Annotated in this window: 20 protein-coding genes; 11 read left to right on the top strand and 9 right to left on the bottom strand. The window is 73.2% G+C overall.

Features of this window, described 5'->3' with window-relative positions; translation table 11 throughout:
• From VMV22_10165 to VMV22_10155, 3 genes are all read right to left on the bottom strand, one after another.
• Complete coding sequence (locus VMV22_10165) at positions 1-762, bottom strand: SDR family NAD(P)-dependent oxidoreductase (protein HUY22693.1); 762 nt, start codon at positions 760-762, stop codon at positions 1-3.
• A gap of 160 nt (positions 763-922) precedes the next feature.
• Entirely contained in the window at positions 923-2,395 is a 1,473-nt protein-coding gene (locus VMV22_10160; protein HUY22692.1) for an FAD-binding oxidoreductase, read from the bottom strand.
• Positions 2,392-3,339: a decaprenyl-phosphate phosphoribosyltransferase gene (locus VMV22_10155; GenBank protein ID HUY22691.1), complete on the bottom strand. Its 948-nt coding sequence runs from the start codon at positions 3,337-3,339 to the stop codon at positions 2,392-2,394. Before VMV22_10155 ends, VMV22_10160 begins: the two co-directional genes overlap by 4 nt.
• A gap of 158 nt (positions 3,340-3,497) precedes the next feature.
• Between VMV22_10155 and VMV22_10150 the strand changes: the two genes are divergently transcribed.
• The 6 genes from VMV22_10150 (at position 3,498) to VMV22_10125 (ending at position 9,396) form a co-directional block, all read left to right on the top strand.
• Complete coding sequence (locus VMV22_10150) at positions 3,498-3,917, top strand: cobalamin B12-binding domain-containing protein (protein HUY22690.1); 420 nt, start codon at positions 3,498-3,500, stop codon at positions 3,915-3,917.
• Between the two features lie 225 nt (positions 3,918-4,142).
• Positions 4,143-5,291: an ADP-forming succinate--CoA ligase subunit beta gene (gene sucC / locus VMV22_10145; protein HUY22689.1), complete on the top strand. Its 1,149-nt coding sequence runs from the start codon at positions 4,143-4,145 to the stop codon at positions 5,289-5,291.
• A complete protein-coding gene (gene sucD, locus VMV22_10140; GenBank protein ID HUY22688.1) occupies positions 5,288-6,175 on the top strand; it encodes a succinate--CoA ligase subunit alpha in 888 nt (295 codons plus the stop codon). Before sucC ends, sucD begins: the two co-directional genes overlap by 4 nt.
• A 75-nt stretch (positions 6,176-6,250) precedes the next feature.
• The gene (gene purN, locus VMV22_10135; GenBank protein HUY22687.1) at positions 6,251-6,841 is read left to right on the top strand and encodes a phosphoribosylglycinamide formyltransferase; all 591 of its coding nucleotides are present in this window, start codon (positions 6,251-6,253) and stop codon (positions 6,839-6,841) included.
• 163 nt (positions 6,842-7,004) lie between these two features.
• Positions 7,005-8,525, top strand: coding sequence for a bifunctional phosphoribosylaminoimidazolecarboxamide formyltransferase/IMP cyclohydrolase (gene purH, locus VMV22_10130; protein HUY22686.1), 1,521 nt, complete (start codon positions 7,005-7,007; stop codon positions 8,523-8,525).
• The gene (locus tag VMV22_10125) at positions 8,503-9,396 is read left to right on the top strand and encodes a tetrahydrofolate dehydrogenase/cyclohydrolase catalytic domain-containing protein (GenBank protein ID HUY22685.1); all 894 of its coding nucleotides are present in this window, start codon (positions 8,503-8,505) and stop codon (positions 9,394-9,396) included. The genes purH and VMV22_10125 overlap by 23 nt, the downstream gene beginning before the upstream one ends.
• A gap of 79 nt (positions 9,397-9,475) precedes the next feature.
• On the opposite strand, the gene VMV22_10120 is transcribed toward VMV22_10125, so the two are convergent.
• On the bottom strand, positions 9,476-10,459 hold the full coding sequence (locus VMV22_10120) for a universal stress protein (protein HUY22684.1): 984 nt from the start codon (positions 10,457-10,459) through the stop codon (positions 9,476-9,478).
• Between the two features lie 123 nt (positions 10,460-10,582).
• Between VMV22_10120 and VMV22_10115 the strand changes: the two genes are divergently transcribed.
• The 3 genes from VMV22_10115 (at position 10,583) to VMV22_10105 (ending at position 13,782) form a co-directional block, all read left to right on the top strand.
• The gene (locus tag VMV22_10115) at positions 10,583-11,449 is read left to right on the top strand and encodes a methylenetetrahydrofolate reductase (protein HUY22683.1); all 867 of its coding nucleotides are present in this window, start codon (positions 10,583-10,585) and stop codon (positions 11,447-11,449) included.
• Positions 11,450-11,498: 49 nt separating this feature from the next.
• The gene (icd, locus tag VMV22_10110; GenBank protein HUY22682.1) at positions 11,499-12,695 is read left to right on the top strand and encodes an NADP-dependent isocitrate dehydrogenase; all 1,197 of its coding nucleotides are present in this window, start codon (positions 11,499-11,501) and stop codon (positions 12,693-12,695) included.
• Between the two features lie 94 nt (positions 12,696-12,789).
• Positions 12,790-13,782, top strand: coding sequence for a malate dehydrogenase (locus tag VMV22_10105; protein ID HUY22681.1), 993 nt, complete (start codon positions 12,790-12,792; stop codon positions 13,780-13,782).
• Between the two features lie 37 nt (positions 13,783-13,819).
• Here VMV22_10105 and VMV22_10100 read toward each other — a convergent pair whose 3' ends face one another.
• The 5 genes from VMV22_10100 to VMV22_10080 all read right to left on the bottom strand — a co-directional run bounded on the left by VMV22_10100 (position 13,820) and on the right by VMV22_10080 (position 18,165).
• Complete coding sequence (locus VMV22_10100; protein ID HUY22680.1) at positions 13,820-14,053, bottom strand: hypothetical protein; 234 nt, start codon at positions 14,051-14,053, stop codon at positions 13,820-13,822.
• 66 nt (positions 14,054-14,119) lie between these two features.
• Positions 14,120-14,527 carry an SCP2 sterol-binding domain-containing protein gene (locus tag VMV22_10095; protein ID HUY22679.1) on the bottom strand — a complete coding sequence of 136 codons (408 nt, stop codon included), beginning with the start codon at positions 14,525-14,527 and terminating at the stop codon, positions 14,120-14,122.
• A 28-nt stretch (positions 14,528-14,555) separates the two neighbouring features.
• The gene (locus VMV22_10090) at positions 14,556-15,509 is read right to left on the bottom strand and encodes a succinate dehydrogenase/fumarate reductase iron-sulfur subunit (protein HUY22678.1); all 954 of its coding nucleotides are present in this window, start codon (positions 15,507-15,509) and stop codon (positions 14,556-14,558) included.
• Complete coding sequence (locus VMV22_10085) at positions 15,509-17,314, bottom strand: fumarate reductase/succinate dehydrogenase flavoprotein subunit (protein ID HUY22677.1); 1,806 nt, start codon at positions 17,312-17,314, stop codon at positions 15,509-15,511. The genes VMV22_10090 and VMV22_10085 overlap by 1 nt, the downstream gene beginning before the upstream one ends.
• A gap of 23 nt (positions 17,315-17,337) precedes the next feature.
• Positions 17,338-18,165 (bottom strand): hypothetical protein, encoded by an 828-nt coding sequence (locus VMV22_10080; GenBank protein HUY22676.1) that lies wholly within the window; start codon positions 18,163-18,165, stop codon positions 17,338-17,340.
• A gap of 257 nt (positions 18,166-18,422) precedes the next feature.
• On the opposite strand from VMV22_10080, the gene VMV22_10075 reads away from it, so the two are divergent.
• Both VMV22_10075 and VMV22_10070 read left to right on the top strand, forming a co-directional pair.
• On the top strand, positions 18,423-19,859 hold the full coding sequence (locus VMV22_10075; protein HUY22675.1) for a sigma 54-interacting transcriptional regulator: 1,437 nt from the start codon (positions 18,423-18,425) through the stop codon (positions 19,857-19,859).
• Positions 19,860-19,896: 37 nt separating this feature from the next.
• A complete protein-coding gene (locus VMV22_10070; protein HUY22674.1) occupies positions 19,897-21,927 on the top strand; it encodes a VWA domain-containing protein in 2,031 nt (676 codons plus the stop codon).
• The last annotated feature ends 240 nt before the right edge of the window (positions 21,928-22,167 follow it).

Here is a 22,167-nt window from a genome sequence, read left to right as displayed (position 1 = left end):
TCAGCCCGGCATCCGCCGCCACAGCGCGCCGGGCGCCAGGCGCAGGGCGCCGAAGACCAGGCGCAGGGGTGCGGGCGACCACACCACCGCGGCGGAGCGCTCCATGCCGGACACGACGTCGGCCGCGACGGCGTCAGGGGTGGTGGCGAACGGCGCCGGGTCGCGCCCGGCGGTCATGCGCGTCGCCACCCACCCGGGGCGCACGATCATGAGCGAGGCGCCGGTCCCCCGCAGCGCCTCCGCCATGCCCTGGGCGAAGGCGTCGAGCCCCGCCTTGGACGCCCCGTACACGTAGTTGGCGCGGCGCACGCGCACGCCCGCCACCGACGACAGCACCACCATGCGGCCGTGCCCCTGGTGGCGCAGCACCCCGGCGAACGCGGTCATGGCCGCCGCCGGGCCGGTGCAGTTGACGGTGAGGACGCGCGCCGCGGCCTCGGGGTCCACCTCGTCGACCGCCTGGTCCCCGAGCACGCCCGCGGCCACCAGCACCAGGTCGACCTGGCCCAGCCGGGCCGCGCTGTCACGGGCGAGCGCCGCCGCCGCGGGCACGTCGGTGACGTCGAGCACGGTGGTATCGACCTCGTCCGCCCCGAGGGCCTGCAGCTCCTTGGCCGCCGCCGCCAGCGCCACCTCGTCGCGGCCGGCGAGCACGATGCGGCGCAGGCGCCGGGCCACCAGCGCCCGGAGCACGGCGCGGGCGATGTCCGACGTGCCGCCCACCACCACCGCGGTCTGGGGCATCCCCATGGCGTCGTTCACCGTCGCTCCTCCCCGGGCCCGTCCGGGCCGGCGTCCGTGGTGGTCGCCGCCGCGATCGCACCGGCCGCGTCCGTCACGTCCGTCACGCCCATCGCACCTGGCGTGCTCACCGCGTCACCCGTGCCCACCGCGCCACCCGTGCCCACCGCGCCACCCGTGCTCACCGCACAGCGTTCTGTTTCGGCCGCCGCGGGGCGCGCGCCCGGCCGGTGGCGGTACGCGCCGGTGCCGCCGACGGCGGCCGGACCACCCCGAGGCGCCGGGCGAGGTCCGACACGAGCACACCCGTGGGGTCGACGCGGTCGCGCACGGCGCGCCACGCCGCCAGGCGCGGGTACATCGCCTCGAGCAGGTCGGGGCGCAGGCGGGAGTCCTTCGCCAGGTAGACGCGGCCGCCCGCGGCGGCCACGGTGTCGTCGAGGCCGTCGAGCAGCGCGCCGAGGCCCGCCGGCCCGACCGGGAGGTCGAGGGCCAGGGTCCACCCCTCGGCGGGGAACGACAGCGGGCCCGGGTCGGCCGGGCCGAACTTCTTCAGGACGGCCAGGAACGAGGCCACCCGCCGCTCGCTCAGCCGGCCGAGGACGTCGCGCAGGGCGTCCTCGGCACCGAAGGGGACGACGAACTGGTACTGCAGGAAGCCCCGGGGCCCGTACAGGCGGTTCCAGTCGCCCACACCGTCGAGGGGGTGGAAGTAGCCGGCGAGCGTCTCGACGTGGCCGATGCGCCGGCGCGGGGCCTTGCGGAACCACATCTCGTTGAACGCGGCCACGGTCAACGGGTTGAGGAGGCCCGACGGCGGGGTCAGGGGCACCTGGGCGCGCACCGCCGGGTCGAAGTGCAGGGGGTCTTGTCGGCATCGCGCCGACAGGTCGTCGCGCCGGGCGTGGTCGGCGCGGGTGAGCACGGCCCGCCCGAGCGACCGCCCGCGTGCCAGGCAGTCGATCCAGGCCACCGAGTAGCGGTACTCGTCGTCGCGGGCCGCCATGCGGTCCATGCAGTCGTCGAGGTCGTGCGCCCGCTCGGTATCGACGAGCATGCGCGACGTCTCGACCGCGATGAGCCGGAGCGTCGCCTCCACGACCACACCGGTGAGGCCCATGCCGCCGGCCGTCGCCCAGAAGAGGTCGGGATCGGAGTCGGGGGAGACCTCGACGCGGCCGGTGGGCGTGGCGAGCGACAGGCGCGTCACGTGCGAGCAGAACGAGCCGTCGCGATGGTGGTTCTTGCCGTGGATGTCGGCCGCGATGGCGCCGCCGACGGTCACGAACCGTGTCCCCGGGGTGACCGGCACGAACCAGCCCCGGGGCACGAGGGAGCGCATGAGGCCGTCGAGGCTCGCTCCCGCGCCCACCCGGACCCAGCCGGCGTCGAGGTCGGCGGCGAGCACGCCGTCGAGCGCGGTGGTGTCCACCACCACGCCCCCGGCGCACTGGGCGGCGTCGCCGTAGGAGCGGGCCAGGCCGCGCGCCACGACGGCGCGGCCGCTGCCGGCGGCCGTTGCCAGGATGCGGTCCACGTCCTCGCCCGACCGCACCCGGGCCACGTCGCACGAGCTGGGCGCGGTGCGGCCCCAGCCGGTGAGCTGGCGCCGGGTGGTCGGGACGCCGGTCGGTGCCGGGAGGCGTTCGCTCACGTGTAGATGCCGACGGCGAACAGGGCCACCCACGCCACGGCGAGCACCTGGAGCATCCGGTCGTGGAGGGCGAGCTCCTCGGGCGCCCCCCCGAGGCCCCGTTCGAAGCGCAGCTCCACGTGCAAGATGGCCAGGACGAAGGGGACGATCGACAGCTCGAACCAGATCGGGTGATGGCCGCGACCGGCTTGCGCGGAGCGCTCGAAGGCCCAGAGGCAGTAGGCGGCGACGGTCACCGACGCCGACAGGAGGCGCACCGACCGCAGGAAGGCGGCGGGGTAGGCGTTGAGGGCGGGGCGGTGCGCGCCGCGCAGGTCGCCGAGGTCGGTGTGCTCGGCGCTGCGCTTGCCCGCCACGACCAGCAGCGACCCGAACGAGGACACGATGACGAACCAGTTCGACAGGGGGACGCCGGTGGCGATGCCCCCGGCGATGGCCCGGAGCACGAAGCCGGAAGACACGCACGCCAGGTCCACCACGGGCTCGTGCTTCAGGCGCAGCGAGTACGCGGTGGACACGGCCGCGTAGACGGCCACCACGAGGGCGAGGTGGCTCCCGGCCAGCCACCATGCGAGGCCGATCGCCGCCCCCAGGAGGACCACGCCGACGGCCACGGCCACCGGGACGGCCACCTCGCCGGCGGCCACCGGCCGGAGGCGCTTGACCGGGTGGTGCCGATCGGCCTGGGCGTCGATGGTGTCGTTCAGGAAGTAGGTGCCCGAGGCGGCCAGGCAGAACACGCCGAAGGCGGCCAGGGCGTGCAGGGCGGGGGACCCGTGGGTGAGGACGCCGGCGGCGCCGGGAGCGGCGAAGACGAGGACGTTCTTGACCCATTGGCGGGGGCGGGCCTCGCGCACGACGGCCGACCATCGCACGGAGGGCGACGCCCCGGGGCCGGACGGCTCGGGCTGCGCTTCCTCCTGGGTGGTGACGGCGCGGACCATGGTTCCCGGGGACGCCGGACCGAGGGCGAGCGGGTCGCCACCGACCGTTGTCAGAGACTCGACGCTACCACGCACCCCCGCCGTCCGTGCCTGCCGGAACGGCATGGGCGACGCCGTCTGGCGCCCCGTCAGGGGAAGGTGCCTACACTCGGTGGCCGATGAAGCGTCCTTACCGGGTCGTCGTGGCCAAGCCGGGCCTCGACGGCCACGACCGAGGTGCCAAGGTCATCGCCCGCGCCCTGCGTGACGCCGGGTTCGAGGTGATCTACACCGGGCTGCACCAGACCCCCGAGCAGGTGGTCCAGGCCGTGATCCAGGAGGACGCCGACGCCGTCGGCCTGTCGCTGCTGTCGGGCGCGCACCTGACCCTGGTGCCCCGGGTGCTCGAGGGCCTGCGGGCCAACGGCCTCGACGACGTGCTCGTCATCGTGGGGGGGATCATCCCCGACGGCGACATCCCGACGCTCAAGGAGATGGGTGTGGCCGAGGTGTTCACGCCGGGGGCGTCGCTCGACACCATGGTGCACTGGCTGGGCGACACCCTCGACCGGCGGGAGGAGGCCACCGCCGGGGGCTGAGGCCTCGCACCGGGCCCCGCCGTCCCACCTGCGACACGGGTGTGGGCGGCGCCAGGCGGGCGCCGTCGGAGGCACGGGCCCGCCTCGGTCGGATCGGTGCCGCCCACGCCACGGCGGCCGCGGGAGCGCGGTGCCGTGAGGAGACGCCGGTGTGGAGCCGGCGCAGAAACCGACCGGTTGTCGGGGACAGGGCCGACCTGAGGTCGGAGGAGAGAAGGAGCTTCGGTGGATCTCTACGAGTACCAGGGCAAGCAGTACTTCGCCCGCTACGGCATCCCCACGTCGCCCGGTGGCGTGGCCGACACCGTGGACGAGGCGGTGGCGCAGGCCGAGCTCGCCGGCTACCCCGTCGTGGTGAAGGCACAGGTGAAGGTGGGCGGGCGTGGCAAAGCCGGCGGGATCAAGCTGGCCGCCGACGCCGACGAGGTGCGCACCCACGCGGCGGCCATTCTCGGCCTCGACATCCGCGGCCACGTCGTGCACCGGCTGTGGGTCGAGCACGCGTCGGACATCTCCCACGAGTACTACGCCAGCTTCACGCTCGACCGCGCCGCCAAGCTCCACCTGTGCATGGTGTCGGCCAAGGGCGGCGTGGACATCGAGGAGGTGGCCGCCACCGACCCCGGCGCCATTGCCCGGCTGCACGTGGACCCCGTCGACGGGCTGCCGGCGGCGGCGGCGGCGCGGCTCGTGGAGGAGGCGGGCCTGCACCCCGAGGCCCGGGCCCAGGCCGCCGAGCTGCTCGGCAACCTCTACCGGTGCTACGTCGACGGCGACTGCGACCTGGCCGAGATCAACCCGCTGATCCTCACCACCGACGGCCGGGTCCACGCCCTCGACGCCAAGGTCACCCTCGACGACAACGCCGCCTTCCGGCATCCCGAGTGGGACGAGTTCGCCGGGACCGAGACGTTCGACGAGCGCGAGCTGCTCGCCAAGGAGAAGGGCCTCAACTACATCGGCCTGTCGGGGTCCGTGGGCATCATCGCCAACGGCGCCGGGCTGGCGATGAGCACGCTGGACGTCGTGAACCAGGTGGGCGGCAGCGCCGCCAACTTCCTCGACATCGGCGGTGGCGCCAACGCCGATGTCATGGCGGCGGCCCTCGAGGTGATCAACACCGACGATGCCGTCCGGTCGATCTTCGTGAACATCTTCGGCGGCATCACCCGGTGCGACGAGGTGGCCAACGGCATCGTGGAGGCGCTCGGCCGCGTCGACCTGCGCTCGCCCATCGTGCTGCGCCTCGACGGCACCAATGCCGAGCTGGGCCACGAGATCCTCGCCGGGCACGTGTCGGACCGCCTGGTCGTGGACGAAACCATGCTCGGCGCGGCGCGCCGGGCCGTCGCGTTGGCAGGAGGAGACCGGTGAGCATCTTCGTCGACGAGAACACCAAGGTGGTGGTGCAGGGCCTGACCGGCAGTCAGGGCCGGTTCCACGGCCTGCGCAACCGCGACTACGGGACCAGGGTCGTCGCCGGGGTCACCCCGGGCAAGGGCGGGACCGACGTGGACGGCATCCCCGTCTTCGACACCGTCGCCGAGGCCGTGGCGGCCACGGGCGCCGACGCGTCGTTCGTCGTCGTGCCGCCGAAGGGCGCCCCCGCGGCCATCCTCGACGCCGCCGCCGCGGGCATCGGCTTCATCGTGTGCATCACCGAGGGCATCCCCGCCCAGGACGAGGCCCTGTTCTTCAACACGCTGAGGCGAGACTTCCCCGGCACGAGGCTGCTCGGCCCGAACTGCCCGGGCGTGATCTCGCCGGGGAAGTGCAACATCGGCATCACCTCCGGGGACATCGCCCTGCCCGGCGGACCGGTCGGAATCGTGAGCCGGTCGGGGACGCTCACCTACCAGGCCTTGCACGAGCTGTCCCAGCAGAAGGTGGGGCAGACCACGTGTGTCGGCATCGGCGGCGATCCCGTGCCCGGCACCAGCTTCATCGACTGCCTGTCGGCCTTCGAGGCCGACCCCGACACCCGTGCCGTGATGATGATCGGGGAGATCGGCGGCTCGGCGGAGGAGGAGGCGGCGGCCTTCATCAAGGAGTCGATGTCCAAGCCCGTCGTCTGCTACGTCGCCGGGGTCACCGCGCCGCCGGGACGCAAGATGGGCCACGCCGGAGCCATCATCTCGGGCTCGCAGGGAACCGCGCAGGCCAAGATGGCGGCGCTCGAGGAGGCCGGCGCCACGGTGGCGCTCAACCCGACCGAGGCCGGCGAGCGCATGGTGGAGATCGTCAAGAGCCTCGGCTGATCGTCGGCTGATCGTCGGCTGATCGTCGGTTGATCGCCGTGGGTGGTCGCAGGCGCCGCTGGTAGCGTGACCGCCGTGCGCGTCGCGGTGCTCGTGTCCGGGACCGGGAGCATCCTCGAGGCGATGCTCGCCGACCGCGTCCCGGTGGTGCTGGTCCTGGCGGACCGGCCCTGTCGCGCCGTGGAGATCGCCACCGCCGCCGGCATCGACGCCGAGGTGGTGGACCGCCGGTCGTTCGGCGGGTACGGCGCGGCCTTCGACCGCCTCGCCTTCACGCGGCGGGTCACCGAGGTCCTCGAGGCCCACGGTATCGACCTCGTGGCCATGGCCGGCTTCGGCACGGTGCTCGACGCGCCTGTCCACGAGGCGTTCCCGGACCGGATCCTCAACACCCACCCCGCCCTGCTGCCGGCATTCCCCGGGTGGCACGCGGTGGAAGAGGCGCTCGCCGCCGGGGCCGTCGTCACCGGGTGCACGGTGCACCTCGCCACCGTCGAGGTCGACGCCGGGCGGACCCTGGCCCAGCAGGAGGTGCCCGTCCTGCCGGGAGACACGGTCGAGACCCTGCACGAGCGGATCAAGCAATCCGAGCGACAGCTCTACCCGCGCGTCGTCAAGGACTACATCGCGTCCCTGACGCGCGCCCAGCGGTCCGCGCTCCCGTAGCGCAGCCGCAGCCGCAGCCGCAGCCGCAGCCGCAGCCGCATCTGCCTTCCACCTCCCGCCGGGCTCGGCGCGCGGTGCCGGCCCGGGGATCGTGAGCGGCAACCGGCTGCCGCCGCGGCCTCTAATGTCGGAGCGTGGACCTCGTGGACAGGGACGGCCGCCGGTGAGGGCGCTGCTGTCGGTGTACGACAAGACCGGCCTCGTCGAGCTGGCCCAGGGCCTCGCCGACCTCGGGTGGGAGCTCGTCGCCAGCGGGAAGACGGCCGCCGCCCTGGGCGACGCCGGGATCGCCCACGTCGAGGTGGCGGCCTACACCGGTGCCCCCGAGATGCTCGGCGGCCGGGTCAAGACCCTGCACCCCAAGGTGCACGGGGGCATCCTCGCCGACCGGTCCGACCCCGCCCACCTCGCCGACCTGGCCGCGCAGCAGATCGACCCCATCGACCTGGTCGTGTGCAACCTCTACCCGTTCTCCTCCGACCCGTCGATCGGGCTGATCGACGTGGGCGGGCCCACCATGGTCCGGGCCGCGGCCAAGAACCACGCCCACGTGGGCGTCGTCGTCGACCCGGCCGACTACCCGGTCGTGCTCGAGGAGCTGCGGGCCGCCGGCTCGCTGTCGGCCGACACCCGCAGGCGGCTGGCCCGTGCCGGCTTCGCCCACACGGCCGCCTACGACGCCGCCATCGTCGAGTGGTTCGACGCCGGCGGTCCCGGCGGCGAGGCCGAGCTGCTGCCGCCCACGCTGCACCTGGCGCTCGAACGGGCCGGGGAGCTGCGCTACGGCGAGAACCCCCACCAGCGCGGCGCCCGCTACCGGGTGCAGGGCCGCCCGACGTGGTGGGACGGGGTCGTCCAGCACGGCGGCACGGCGCTGTCGTACCTGAACCTCTTCGACGCCGACGCGGCCTGGCGCCTCGTGGGCGAGCTGGGGGCGGGCGCACCGGCGGCGGTGGCGATCATCAAGCACGCCAACCCCTGCGGGGCGGCCGTCGCCCCCACGCTGGCCGAGGCCTACCGGCTCGCCCTGGCGTGCGACCCGGTGTCAGCCTTCGGCGGCGTGGTGGCCCTGGGGGGCCCGTGCACGGCCGAGGTGGCGCACGTCGTGGCCGAGGGCCCCCAGGCCGACGTGATCGTGGCCCCGGCGTTCGACCCGGGTGCCGTCGAGGCGCTGGTGGCCCGGCGCAAGGCCACCCGGCTGCTCGAGGCGCCCCCGCACACCGCCGGCGGCCTCGAGCTGCGCAGCCTCGGCGGGGGCTTCCTCGTCCAGGACGCCGACCGCCTCCTGGCGGGCCGCTCCGACTGGCAGGTGCCCACCAAGGCGGCTCCGACCGACGACCAGTGGCGCGACATCGAGCTGGCGTGGCGGGTGTGCGCCCGGACGTCGTCGAACGCCATCGTGGTAGCCGCCCACGGGCAGGCGCTCGGGGTGGGGGCCGGGCAGCAGAGCCGTGTCGAGGCGGCCCAGATCGCCGTGGGCAAGGCCGCCGGCCGGGCCCGGGGCGGGGCGGCGGCCAGCGACGCCTTCTTCCCGTTCCGCGACGGCCTCGACGTCCTGGCGGCCGCGGGCGTGGCCGCCGTGGTGCAGCCGGGCGGGTCCGTCCGCGACGGCGAGGTGGTGGCCGCGGCCGACGAGCACGGCATCGCCATGGTGCTCACCGGTGAGCGCCACTTCCGGCACTGAGGGCGCCGCCGTGACGGCCACGGTCCTCGACGGGGAGGCTCTGGCGGCACGCATCCGGGCCGAGATCACCGAGCGCGTGGCGGCGCTCCGAGCCGGGGGCGTGCGGCCGGGACTCGGCACCATCCTCGTCGGCGACGACCCCGCCAGCGCCCGCTACGTGGCGCTCAAGCACGCCGACTGCAAGGAGGTGGGCATCGCCTCCGTGCACGCGCAGCTCCCCGCCGACGCCGGCCAGGCCGAGCTCGAGGCGGTGATCGCCGGCTTCAACGCCGATCCCGCCGTCCACGCCTACCTCGTGCAGCTGCCGCTGCCGGCCGGGCTCGACGAGGAGGCCGCCCTGCTGGCCGTGGACGACGCCAAGGACGTCGACGGCCTGCACCCGGTGAACCTCGGCCGGCTCGTCATGGGCGCGCCGGGACCGCTGCCGTGCACGCCGGCGGGCATCCTCGAGCTCCTCCACGCCTACGACGTGCCGGTGGAGGGGCGCCACGTGGTGGTCATCGGGCGCGGCATCACCATCGGCCGCCCGCTGGCGCTGCTCCTCGCCCTGAAACGCCCGGGGTGCAACGCCGCGGTCACGGTGGTGCACACCGGCGTGCCCGACATCGCCCCGCACGTGCGGCGCGGCGACGTCGTGGTGGCGGCGGCGGGGTCGGCCGGACTGGTCACGCCCGACATGGTCAAGCCCGGTGCGGCCGTGGTGGGGGCGGGCACCTCGTGGGAGGGGCGCCGCCTGCTCTCCGACGTCGACGAGTCCGTCGCCGAGGTGGCGGGGTGGATCACCCCCCGCATCGGCGGCGTGGGGCCCATGACCCGGGCCATGCTCCTGCGCAACGCCGTGCGCGCCGCCGAGCGCGCCGCCCGGCCATGATGGGCCTGGCCTGCCGCGGGCCGTCGCCCGTTCGGCGCCAGCCGCCGCCCGTTCGGCGCTAGCCGCCGCCCGTTCGGCGCTAGCCGCCGCGCGGCGCGCCGGGCGCCGACGCCTCCGGGCGGATCCGGCGGCCGGAGATCTCGGGCGAGGCCACCGCAATCCAGTGCTCCTTCTCCCCGTCGGCCCACGGCTCGAGGTCCCGGGCCCGCACCCGCCCGGACCACTCGTCGACCCCGTCGGTGATGTCGCGCCCGATGCCCCGGACGACCACGCTCCACCCCGCATGGCTGGCCGGGTCGATGACGTCGACCTCCACGGCCACGTGACCCAGCGTGGCCCAGTCGAGCTTGGTGCCGGGGTCGGTCCGGGCCGCCAACGTCCGGCCGTCGAGGGTGTAGTTGACGGGGAACACCAGCGGCACGCCCTGGCGCACGACGACGAGCCGACCGACCTCCTGGCCGGCCAGCAGGGCCAGGCACTCCTCCTCGGGGATCGGCTCGAGCACTCCCCGCGGCCCCGGCGTGACGGCGCCGCCCGGTGCGCCCGGTGCGCCCGGTGCGCCGGCCGGGCCGGTCGCCGCGGCTTCGTCCGTCGCCGACCGCGGGCCGTGGACGACGAGCACCGGGCAGGGGGCGTGGACCACCAGGTACTGGCTCACCGAGCCCAGGAACAGTCCCGTGAGCCGGTTGTGGCCCCGGGTGCCCACCACGAGGAGCTCGGCGCCCTTGCTGGCCTCGCCGAGGACAGCGGCCGCCGGCCCGATGCGCACGTCGCGGACCACCGGGACGTCGTCACCCACGCCGACCGCCGTCAGCGCGTCGTCGAGCACCTCCTCCGCCCATTGCTTCATCTCGGCGGCGGGCACGGGCGTTCCCGAGGTCGTGCTCAGGGCGGCCTCGGCGGGGAACTGCCAGGCGTGGACGCAGTGCACGGTGGCATGGCGCAACCGGGCCTCCTCCACCGCCACGGCCAGAGCGGCCCGGGCGGCCGAGGACCGGTCCACGCCCACGACCACCCGCCGCCCGCGCTCGTCGCTGCCCTCGCCCACCCGGTCCTCCTTCATTCGGCTCCCTCCTGGTCATCCTGCCGGGTCCCACCCCTCCCCGGCAGGGGCGATGGTCCCGAGGACGGGGAATTCCCCTCGTCCGGGGTCGATCACGAGGTGCTCCGGTAGGATTCCCTGGTCATGGCCCTGATCTCGGACCTGCTCGCCGCCGGTCGCACCTACTCCTTCGAATTCTTCCCGCCGAAGAACGACGAGGAACAGGCCACCCTGGTGCGCACCCTGCGCGAGCTCGAGCCCCTGGCCCCGTCGTTCGTGTCGGTGACCTACCGCGGGGGCCGCGAGTCGCGCCAGCGCACGCACGACCTGGTGGCGGGCATGCTGCGGACCACCACCCTGACCCCGATGGCCCACCTCGTGTGCGTGGCCCACACCCGGCTCGAGCTGGCCGAGATCCTCGTCTCCTTCCGCAAGGCGGGCGTGGAGAACCTGATGGCCCTCGGGGGCGACCCCCCGACCGACCCCTCGGCGGGCCCCGGCGAGCTCCTCCACGCCATCGAGCTCGTCGAGCTCGCCCGGGCCATCGGCGGGTTCTCGATCGGCGTCGCCGCCCACCCCGCCGGCCATCCGGCGTCGCCGGACATGGCCGGCGACCGCGACATGCTGGCCGCCAAGCTGCAGCTGGCCGACTTCGCGGTCACGCAGTTCTTCTTCGAAGCCGAGGAGTACGTCGGCCTGGTCGACGACCTCGCGGCGCGCGGCGTGGACAAGCCCGTCCTGCCCGGCATCATGCCCGTGACGGCGCTGCGCTCGGTGCCCCGCATGGCCCAGATGGGCGCGGCGGTCCCGGCGTGGGCCGTGGCCCGCCTCGAGGAGGCGGACGCCCGCGGCGGCGACGCCGAGGTGCGCCGCACGGGCGTGGGCCTGGCCACCGAGCTGTGCGAGAAGCTGCTGGCGGCGGGCGCGCCGGGCCTGCACTTCTACACGCTCAACCGGTCGAGCGCGACCCGCGAGATCTACGCCGCGCTGGGGCTGTCGGCGAACGCCTAGACGTCCACGCCTTCGTGGGGTGCACACCACCCCCGGTAGGCTCGCAGGAATGGCACAGCGCATCACCATGGGCCCCGACGGCGCCCTTCAGGTCCCCGACGATCCCATCATCCCCTTCATCGAGGGCGACGGCACCGGCGTCGACATCTGGCCAGCGTCGCGCCTGGTCTTCGACGCCGCCGCCGCCAAGCACGGGCGGTCCGTCGCCTGGAAGGAGGTCCTGGCGGGGGAGAAGGCCTTCAAGGAGACCGGCGACTGGCTCCCCGACGACACGGTGACGGCGTTCCGCGACCACCTCATCGGGATCAAGGGGCCTCTCACGACGCCCATCGGCGGGGGGATCCGGTCCCTCAACGTGGCGCTGCGCCAGATCCTCGACCTCTACGTGTGCCTGCGCCCGGTGCGCTGGTTCACCGGCGTGCCGTCCCCGGTGCGCCACCCCGAGAAGGTCGACATGGTGATCTTCCGGGAGAACACCGAGGACGTCTACGCCGGGCTCGAGGTCCAGGCCGGCACGCCCGAGGCCGACCGCCTGGCCGCCTTCCTGGCCGACGAGCTGGGCTGGGAGATCCGGCCCAACTCGGGCATCGGGATCAAGCCGATCTCGGAGATGGGCTCCAAGCGCCTGGTGCGCGCCGCCATCGAGTACGCCCTGCGCACGGGCCGCCGGTCGGTGACGCTCGTGCACAAGGGCAACATCCAGAAGTTCACCGAGGGGGCCTTCCGGAACTGGGGCTACGACCTCGTCCGGGACGAGTTCTCCGACGTCGCCGTGGGATGGGACGACTGCGGCGGGGACCCGGGCGGCAAGCTCCTCGTCAAGGACGCCATCGCCGACATCACCCTCCAACAGGTGCTCACCCGGCCCGAGGACTTCGACGTGATCGCCACGACCAACCTGAACGGCGACTACCTGTCGGACGCGCTGGCCGCCCAGGTCGGCGGCATCGGCATCGCGCCGGGGGGCAACATCAACTACGTGACCGGGCACGGGATCTTCGAGGCGACGCACGGCACGGCGCCCAAGTACGCCGGGCTCGACAAGGTCAACCCGGGATCGGTGATCCTTTCGGGGGTGCTCATGTTCGAGCACCTCGGTTGGACCGACACCGCCACCGACATCGTGCGGGCCCTCGAGGCGACCATCGCCGACAAGATCGTGACGTACGACTTCGCCCGCCTGATGCAGGGCGCCACCGAGGTCAAGTGCTCGGAATTCGCGGCCGCCGTCGTCGACCGCCTCTGACCCCGGTCCGAGCGGCCGTGGCGTCGCCACGCGCCCGCGCCGGCGACCTCTCCGGGCCTGGCCGGGCACGGCCGGGCGCCGGTAGCCTCGGCCCATGACCCCGTCGAGAACTCCCGTCCACGTCACCGTCACCGGCGCCGCCGGGCAGATCGGCTACTCGCTCCTCTTCCGCATCGCGTCGGGCCAGATGTTCGGCCCCGACCAGCCCGTGGTGCTGCGCCTCCTCGAGATCGAGCCCGCCCTGGGCGCGCTCCAGGGCGTGGTCATGGAGCTCGACGACTGCGCCTTCCCCCTCCTCGCCGGCATCGAGCCCACGTCCGACGCCAAGACCGCCTTCGACGGCACGTCGTGGGCCCTGCTCGTGGGGTCGATCCCCCGCAAGGCGGGCATGGAGCGCAACGACCTCCTGACCATCAACGGCGGCATCTTCGGCCCCCAGGGCGAGGCCATCGCCGCCCACGCCGCCTCCGACGTGCGCGTCCTCGTGGTGGGGAACCCGTGCAACACCAACTGCCTCATCGCCCGCGCGCACGCGCCCGAGGTGCCCGACGACCGCTGGTTCGCCATGACGCGCCTCGACCAGAACCGGGCGCAGAGCCTGCTGGCGCGCAAGGCGGGGGTGCCGGTGACATCGGTCACGGGCATGGCGATCTGGGGCAACCACTCCTCGACGCAGTTCCCCGACTTCGAGAACGCCCGCATCGACGGCACGCCGGCCACCGACGTCATCGACGACGCGGCGTGGCTCCAGGGCGAGTTCATCACAACGGTCCAGCAGCGCGGGGCGAAGATCATCGAGGCCCGCGGGGCCTCGTCGGCGGCGTCGGCCGCCAACGCCGTGGTCGACTCCGTGCGCAGCATCGTGAACCCCACCCCGGCGGGGGAGTGCGTGTCCCTGGCGGTCGTGTCGAACGGCCAGTACGCCACCCCCGAGGGCCTCGTCTTCGGGTTCCCCATCCGCTCCGACGGCTCGACGTGGGGCGTGGTGGAAGGGCTCGGGCACAGCGACTTCGCCCAGGGGCGGATCGCACTGACCACCGAGGAACTCGAGTCCGAGCGCGCTGCGGTGCGCGACCTGCTGGGCTGAGCACCCTCCCCGGGCGGCAGCAGGCCGCCGGGGTGGATCAGACCGTGACGGGCTGGGCGATCGACGGCTGGGGGACGTCGATGCCCAGGCGCTGCAAGAAGGCCAGCTTCCGTGCCAGGGACTCGCGCCAGGCGGACAGGTCGGCCTCGAAGTGGGTGCGGTCGCCCTCCTCGTAGGCATGCTCCAGCTCGTCGAATGCGGCGTCCTCGGCGTCGAGCAGCTCGCGGTAGCGACGGAGGGCCTGGTCGTCCAGCACACCGGGCACGGTCATGGAACCTCCCCTCACCGGCTCCCTCGCGGGGCCGTCCTCGAGTTCGACTGTACTCCGATTGCGAAATCAGTACTCAGTGCGCTTCCGCAATTCGTCGAGGTGCAGCTGGAGCGCGAGGAGCACGGACCGGGCCTCGGCCAGGACCGAGAGGTCCCCGCGGACACGCACCCGACCTGCGGCGATGGCCTCGCCCGGGACGAGGTCGCCGGCCGCCAGCGCCACGGCGTCGACCCACGCCACCCGGACGGTGACGTCGGCGTCGCCGGCCTCGCCCTCCTCCATGGCGACCCGCCCGCCCCCCACCCGGAGGGTGGTGCGGGCTTCACCGCCGGGCCCCCCCGTGACGACCTGGCCCATGCTGAACGAACCGTCACGCGTCGCCAGGCCGGCGTCGTCACCCGGGGGCGCCACCTCGACGCCGGCCACGGCCTCGTTGAAGGCGACGACCCACTCCGGGCTGAGGAACCGGACCACCGGGGACGCCGAGCTCTCGCCGGTGCGCTCAGGTGCCGGGGCCGGTGCCGCCGTCGGAGACGGCAGTGCCGGTGTCTCCCCCGGCGACGGCACGCTCCGAGCTGCCGTCGGCGACCGGGGGGGGGACGGGGGCGGGGGTCGACGACGCCGCCAGGCTGCCGGTGCGCGCCGTGGTCTCCAGGCGTGTCGGCTCGCGCTGTGCGGGTGCGTCGAGCGCCGCCTCGAGCGCCGAGCGCTTCGTGCGGCGGAGGATCTTGCGGCCGAGCCAGGCGACCGGGTCGTAGGACGCGTCCACGACCCGCTCCTTCAGCGGGATGATGGCGTTGTCGGTGATCTTGATGTGCTCGGGGCACACCTCGGTGCAGCACTTGGTGATGTTGCAGAGGCCGAGGCCCATGCGCTGGCGCAGCAGCTCGCGCCGGTCGTCGGTGTCGAGGGGATGGGACTCCAGCTCCATGTACCGGATGAACAGCCGCGGCCCGGCGTAGGTGGCCTTGTTGTCCTCGTGGTCCCGGATGACGTGGCACACGTCCTGGCACATGAAGCACTCGATGCACTTGCGGAACTCCTGCCCGCGCTCGATGTCGATCTGCATCATCCGGTACGTGCCGTCGGGCTCCGGGGCCCGGGGCTTGAGCGGCGGCACCTGCCGGGCCATCGTGTAGTTGAACGACACGTCGGTCACGAGGTCCCGGATGACCGGGAACGTGCGCATGGGCGCCACCACCACGGGCTCGTCCTCGGGCAGCTGGTCCATACGGGTCATGCACATCAGCTTGGGCAGGCCGTTGATCTCGGCCGAGCACGACCCGCACTTGCCCGCCTTGCAGTTCCACCGGCAGGCGAGGTCGGGCGCCGGGCCCGCCTGGATGCGGTGGATCACGTCCAGGACGACCTCGCCCTCCACGGCGGGCATGACGTACTCGGCGAACTGCCCGCCGCCGTCGTCGCCGCGCCAGACCTGCATGGTCACCTCGGCCATCAGTGGGGCTCCTCCTCGAACAGCTGCTTCAGCTCGGCGGGCATGTCGGCGAGCGGCTCGGGCGTGAGCGTGTACCGGGCGTCGGCGTCGATGCGCTGCACCAGGTTGACCCGCCCGAGCTCGCCGTCCGGGGCCGGGAAGTCCTCGCGGGTGTGGCCGCCGCGGCTCTCGCGCCGCTCGAGCGCGCCCGAGGTGACGAGCCGTGACACCGTCAGCATGGAGGGCAGGTCGGTGGCGAGGTTCCACCCCGGGTTGTAGGCGCGGCCGCCCGACACCGACAGCTTCCCGGCCCGCTCCTCCAGCACGTCGAGAGCGTCGAGCGCCTGGCGGAGCTCGGGCTCGGTCCGGATGATGCCCACCAGGTCCTGCATGGTCTTTTGCAGCGACTGGTGGACGTCGTACGGGCTCTCCCCGCCTTCGCGCCCGAGGGGGGCCTCGGCCTCGGCGACCACCGCCGACGCCTCGGCGGCGTCCACCGTCGGCGAGCCCGTGCGGCCCTGGGCGAACTCGGCGGCGGCCATGCCCGCCCGCCGGCCGAACACGAGGAGGTCCGACAGCGAGTTGCCCCCGAGGCGGTTGGCGCCGTGCATGCCGCCCGCCACCTCGCCGGCGGCGAAGAGCCCTGGGACCGTGGAGTGCTCGGTGTCGGCGTCGACGCGCACGCCCCCCATCATGTAGTGGCACGTCGGGCCCACTTCCATGGGCTGGGCGGTGATGTCGACGCCGGCGAGCTCCTTGAACTGGTGATACATCGAGGGGAGGCGCCGGCGGATGTCCTCGGCGCTGCGGCGGGTGGCGATGTCCAGGAACACGCCGCCGTGGGGGCCGCCCCGGCCCGCCTTCACCTCGGAGTTGATCGACCGGGCGACCTCGTCACGCGGCAGCAGCTCCGGCGGGCGGCGGTTGTTGGTGTGGTCGTCGTACCAGCGGTCGGCCTCGTCCTCGGTGTCGGCCGTCTCGGCGGCGAACATGTCGGGGATGTAGTCGAACATGAAGCGCCGGCCGTCGGTGTTGCGCAGCACGCCGCCGTCGCCGCGCACGCCCTCGGTGACGAGGATGCCCCGCACTGACAGCGGCCAGACCATGCCGGTGGGGTGGAACTGCACGAACTCCATGTCGATCATGTCGGCGCCCGCCCACGCCGCCATGGCGTGCCCGTCGCCGGTGGACTCCCAGGAATTCGAGGTGTAGAGCCACGACTTGCCGATGCTCCCGGTGGCCAGCACGAACGCCTTGGCGGTGAACGAGACGATCTCGCCGGTGGGTCGCCAGTACCCGACGGCCGCACTCACCGTGCCGTCGCCGTCCTTCAGGAGGCGCAGGATCTTGCACTCCATGAACACGTCGATGCCGAGCGTCACGGCGCGCTGCTGCAGTGTTCTGATCAGCTCCAGGCCGGTGCGGTCCCCGACGTGGGCGAGGCGCGCGTAGCGGTGGCCACCGAAGTCCCGCTGCAGGATGCGACCGTCTCCGGTGCGGTCGAACAGCGCCCCCCAGCGCTCGAGCTCGTAGATCCGGTCCGGCGCCTCCTGGGCGTGGAGCTGCGCCATGCGCCAGTTGTTGAGCATCTTGCCGCCGCGCATGGTGTCGCGGAAGTGGACCTTCCAGTTGTCCTCGGGCCAGACGTTGCCCATGGCCGCCGCCGCGCCGCCTTCGGCCATGACCGTGTGGGCCTTGCCGAGCAGCGACTTGCACACCAGGGCCGTGCGCTGGCCGAGCTCGCGCGCCTCGATGGCGGCCCGGAGGCCCGCACCGCCGGCGCCGACGACGACGACGTCGTAGTCGTGGTTCTCGTGATCGGGCATTCGGGTGTCCTTCGCGCCGGCGCTCAGAAGATCTTGGGGTCGTGGAACGCGCCGCTCGCCACCAGGCGCACGTAGAGGTCCGCCAGCGCCACGACCGCCAGGCTCGCCCAGGCGATCTGCATGTGCCGCCCGTTCAGGGGGGTGACGAGCTTCCAGAGCCGGTACCGCACGGGGTGCTTGGAGAACTGGTCCACGTGGCCGCCGCACAGGTGGCGACACGCATGGCACGACGCCGAGTACAGCCACAGCAGGACGGCGTTGGTGCACAGCACCAGGGTGCCCACGCTCATGCCGATGCCACCGTCGCCGGGCAGCCGGAAGGACATGACGGCGTCGATCGTCAGGATCACGTTGAACACCAGGGCCAGCACGAAGAAGTAGCGGTGCAGGTTCTGCAGCACGAGCGGGAAGCGCCGCTCGCCGGTGTACCGGGCGTGGCCGTCGGCGACGCCGCACGCCGGCGGGGACTGCCAGAAGCCCCGGTAGTAGGCCTTGCGGTAGTAGTAGCAGGTCATCCGGAACCCGCCCGGGATGAGCAGGGCCAGCAGGCCCGGCGAGATGCGCCACCACGTGAGGGTGAAGCTCCCGCCGGCGCCGGGCACGCAGCTGCCGACGATGCACGGCGAGTAGAGCGGCGAGATGAGGTCCCGGTGCGACCCGGCGCCCACGTAGTAGTGGGCGTTCTGGAACACGGCCCACGTGGCGTAGACCACGATCACGGTGAGGAAGGCGACGGTGACCGCGGGATTGCGCCACCAGCGGTCGCGTCGCAGGGTGCGGACATCGGGCCCGCCCCGCACGCCGCCGAGCTCGACCGGTACGGGCTTCAGGTCCTGCAGTGTGCTGCTCACGCCCTCGCCGCCTTCCTTCTCATCGATCGCCTGCCCATCGATCGGCGCGCGGCGGCCACCCTCCCACTTCGCACCGGCCCCGGCCGTCCTCGCGGGCCGGGGGGCCGAGCGACGCTGCCAGGGGTCTGACGGTGCATCATCCTTCCACCTCGGGGTGGCTTCGCACCAGAAGCCCGGGTCTCGGGTGGCCCGCCGGGCGGCCCGGCGGGCCGGAGCCCGCGGCCGAGCGCAGCCGCACACGGGCATAGGCTCGCCGCATGAGCGCCACCATCCCCCCCGACCCCCCCGCGACCCTCCCCTCCACGCTCGGCGAGCTGCGGTCCTCGGGGTGGGAGTCGGTCCCGGTCCACGAGGAGATCCGCCGCAACGCCGCCGCCCGCATCGCCGCCGGGCAGCCCCTCGTCGAGGGGGTGCTCGGGTTCGAGGACACGGTGCTGCCCCAGCTGGAGAACGCGCTCCTCGCCGGCCACGACGTCATCCTCCTCGGCGAGCGGGGCCAGGCGAAGACCCGCATCGTCCGGTCGCTCACGGCGCTGCTCGACGAGTGGCTGCCCGTGGTGGCCGGCTCCGAGATCCGCGACGACCCCACGCGGCCCGTGTCCCGCCACGCCCGTGACCTCGTGGCCGCCGAGGGCGACGCCACGCCCGTGGCGTGGGTCCACCGGGAGCTGCGGTTCTCCGAGAAGCTCGCCACGCCGGACACCTCCATCGCCGACCTCATCGGGGAGGTCGACCCGATCAAGGTGGCCGAGGGCCGCTACCTCTCCGACGAGCTCACCCTGCACTACGGCCTCGTGCCGCGCTCGAACCGGGGCATCTTCGCCGTCAACGAGCTCCCCGACCTGGCCGAGCGCATCCAGGTGGGGCTGCTCAACGTGCTGGAGGAGCGCGACGTGCAGATCCGGGGGTTCACCGTCCGGCTCCCGCTCGACGTCGTCCTGGTGGCCACGGCCAACCCCGAGGACTACACCAACCGCGGCCGGATCATCACCCCCCTGAAGGACCGCTTCGGGGCGCAGATCCGGACCCATTACCCGCCCGACACCGACACCGAGCTCGCCATCGTCCACCAGGAGGCGCGCCCGCCGGTGCACACCGCCGACGGCCCCCGGGTGGAGGTGCCCGACTTCATGGCGGAGATCGTCGCCGAGCTGTCGCAGCTCGCCCGGCAGAGCCCGCACGTGAACCAGCGCTCCGGGGTGTCGGTGCGCCTCAGCATCTCGAACTACGAGACCCTGGCGGCCAACGCCGTGCGGCGGGCCCTGCGCCTGGGTGAGGCGGACGCCGTGCCCCGCATCAGCGACCTCGGCGCGCTCATCAGCTCGACCCAGGGCAAGATCGAGATCGAAGCCCTCGAGGAGGGGCGCGAGGAGCGCATCCTGCAAGGCCTCGTCTCCGCCGCCGTGCTCACGGTCTTCCGCCGCCGCTGCCCCACCGAGCAGCTGGGCCCCGTGGTCAGCGCGTTCGACGAGGCCATGGTGGTGCACGCCGGCGACGACCTCCCGGCCTCGGCCTACGGCGAGCTGCTGGCGCAGGTCCCCGCGCTCGAAGGGCCCTGCCTGGCCCTCGCCGGCAGCGAGACACCCGGCGCCGTGGCGTCCGCCGCCGAGTTCATCCTGGAGGGCCTGCACCTCACCAAGCGGCTCAACAAGGAGGCGGCCGGCACCAAGGCGACCTACCGGGGCCGGGGATGACGAGCGCCCCGGCCGGCGCCGTGGCCGAGCCCGCGCCGTGACCCGCCACTGGGAGTACCGACGCTGGGACGGCTCCCAGCGCGGCTTCGAAGACGACATCGACTCGCTGTTCGCCGAGCTCGCCGACGACCTGCTGTACCACGGGGACCCCGACGCCGCCCTGCGCCGGCTGCTCACCTCGGGGTTCCGCCGCCCCGACGGCGAGCAGGTGCAGGGGCTGCGCGAGCTCATGGAGCGCCTGCGCCAGCAGCGCCAGGAGGAGCTCGAGCGCGGGGACCTCGGCGGGGCCTTCCACGAGATCGCCCAGGCGCTCGACCAGGTGGTGGCCGAGGAGCGCGCCGGGTTGACCTCGTTGGCGTCCGAGGCCCGCGAGTCGGGCGACGAGCGTCGCCGCCAGGTCACCGACGACGTCGTCGCCGAGCGCAGTGTCGAGCTCGACCTGCTGCCCACCGACCTGGCCGGGAAGGTGCGCGGCCTGCAGCAGTACGACTTCGTCTCCTCCGAGGCCCGCGAGCACTTCGAGCAGCTCCTCGACAAGCTGCGCGAGGAGATCACGAAGAGCTGGTTCGACCAGATGTCCGACGCCATGGCGAATCCCGACCCGGAGCAGCTCGAGCGCGTCCGGCAGATGCTCGACTCCCTGAACCGCATGATCGAGCAGCGCGAGCAGGGCCAGGAGATCGACCCGTCGTTCGAGTCGTTCATGGACCGGTTCGGCGACTTCTTCCCGGGCAATCCCCAGAACCTCGACGAGCTCCTCGAGCAGTTCGCCGCCCAGATGGCCGCGGTCCAGGCGGCGCTCGACTCCATGTCGCCCGAGCAGCGCGCCCAGCTCCAGGCGCTGGCCGACTCGCTGTTCGAGGACCTCGACCTGCGTTGGCAGGTCGACCGCCTGTCGGAGAACCTGCAGCGCGCCGTGCCGGGCGCGGGGTGGGGCCGGCGCTACCGCTTCAGCGGCTCCGATCCCATGGGCCTCGCCGACGCCGCCGCGGCCGCCCGGCGCCTGGGGGAGATGGACCAGCTCGAGCAGTTCCTGCGCTCGGCCACCTCGCCCGGCGCCCTGGCGGAGGTGGACCTCGACCAGGTCACGAAGTACCTCGGCGAGGACGCCGCCCGGTCCCTCGACAGCCTGGCGCGCCTGGCGCGCGAGCTCGAGGCGGCCGGCCTCATCGAGCAGCGCGAGGGGCGCTACGAGCTCACCGCGCTCGGGATCCGCAAGATCGGCCAGCAGGCGCTCACGGACCTGTTCTCGAAGCTCGCCAAGGACCGCCTCGGCGGCCATCGCAACACCTTCGTGGGCACCGGCCACGAGCCCGAGGGCCAGACCAAGCCCTACGAGTTCGGCGACCCCTTCACCCTCGACATCCAGCGCACGGTCCACAACGCCGTGAGCCGCGCCGGCGCGGGCACCCCGGTGCGCCTCGAGCCCGGCGACTTCGAGATCTCACGGACCGAGCAGATGACGCGGGCATCCACCGTGCTCATGGTCGACCTGTCGCTGTCGATGCCGATGCGCGACAACTTCCTGGCCGCCAAGAAGGTCGCCATCGCACTGCACACCTTGATCTCCACGCGCTTTCCCCGCGACTTCCTCGGGCTCGTCGGCTTCTCCGAGGTGGCCCGCGAGATCAAGCCCCAGGAGCTCCCCGAGGTGTCGTGGGACTTCGTCTACGGCACCAACATGCAGCACGGGCTCATGCTCGCCCGCCGCATGCTGGCGCACCGGACCGGGACCAAGCAGATCATCATGATCACCGACGGCGAGCCCACCGCCCACATCATCCCCGACGGCGTCGGCGGCTTCACCGTGGACTTCAACTACCCGCCCACGGCCGAGACGGTGCGCGTCACCCTGGCGGAGGTCGTGCGCTGCACGCGTGCCGGCATCACCATCAACACCTTCATGCTCGACGCCAACCGGTCGCTGCAGGGGTTCGTCGAGCAGATGACCAAGCTCAACCGCGGGAGGGCGTTCTTCACCACGCCCGAGACGCTCGGCGACTACGTGCTCGTGGACTTCCTCGAGCACCGCCGCACGACACACTCGACCACGCGCCGCGGCGCGTAGCGCACGTTCGCGCCGCTCGACGTCCTTTCGGGGAACGAGTGTTCGACGCGCCTGCGTGTGCGAACTCACAATGAGGCATAGCGCGTCGGACATGCCACGGTGCGCGTCACCGCGTGCCGGTGCGTGACGGCGTCGCTGTCACGCTGCGTGCAATACCACCTGCATCCGCCGGATATTGCCCCTTGCACCCCCAGAGGTGATCGACCATGATGACACACTTGTAACTACATATATGCCACT

This window comes from Acidimicrobiales bacterium (assembly GCA_035531755.1).
Classification (GTDB): domain Bacteria; phylum Actinomycetota; class Acidimicrobiia; order Acidimicrobiales; family UBA8190; genus DATKSK01.
This window is presented reverse-complemented; position numbering and strand designations above follow the sequence as displayed.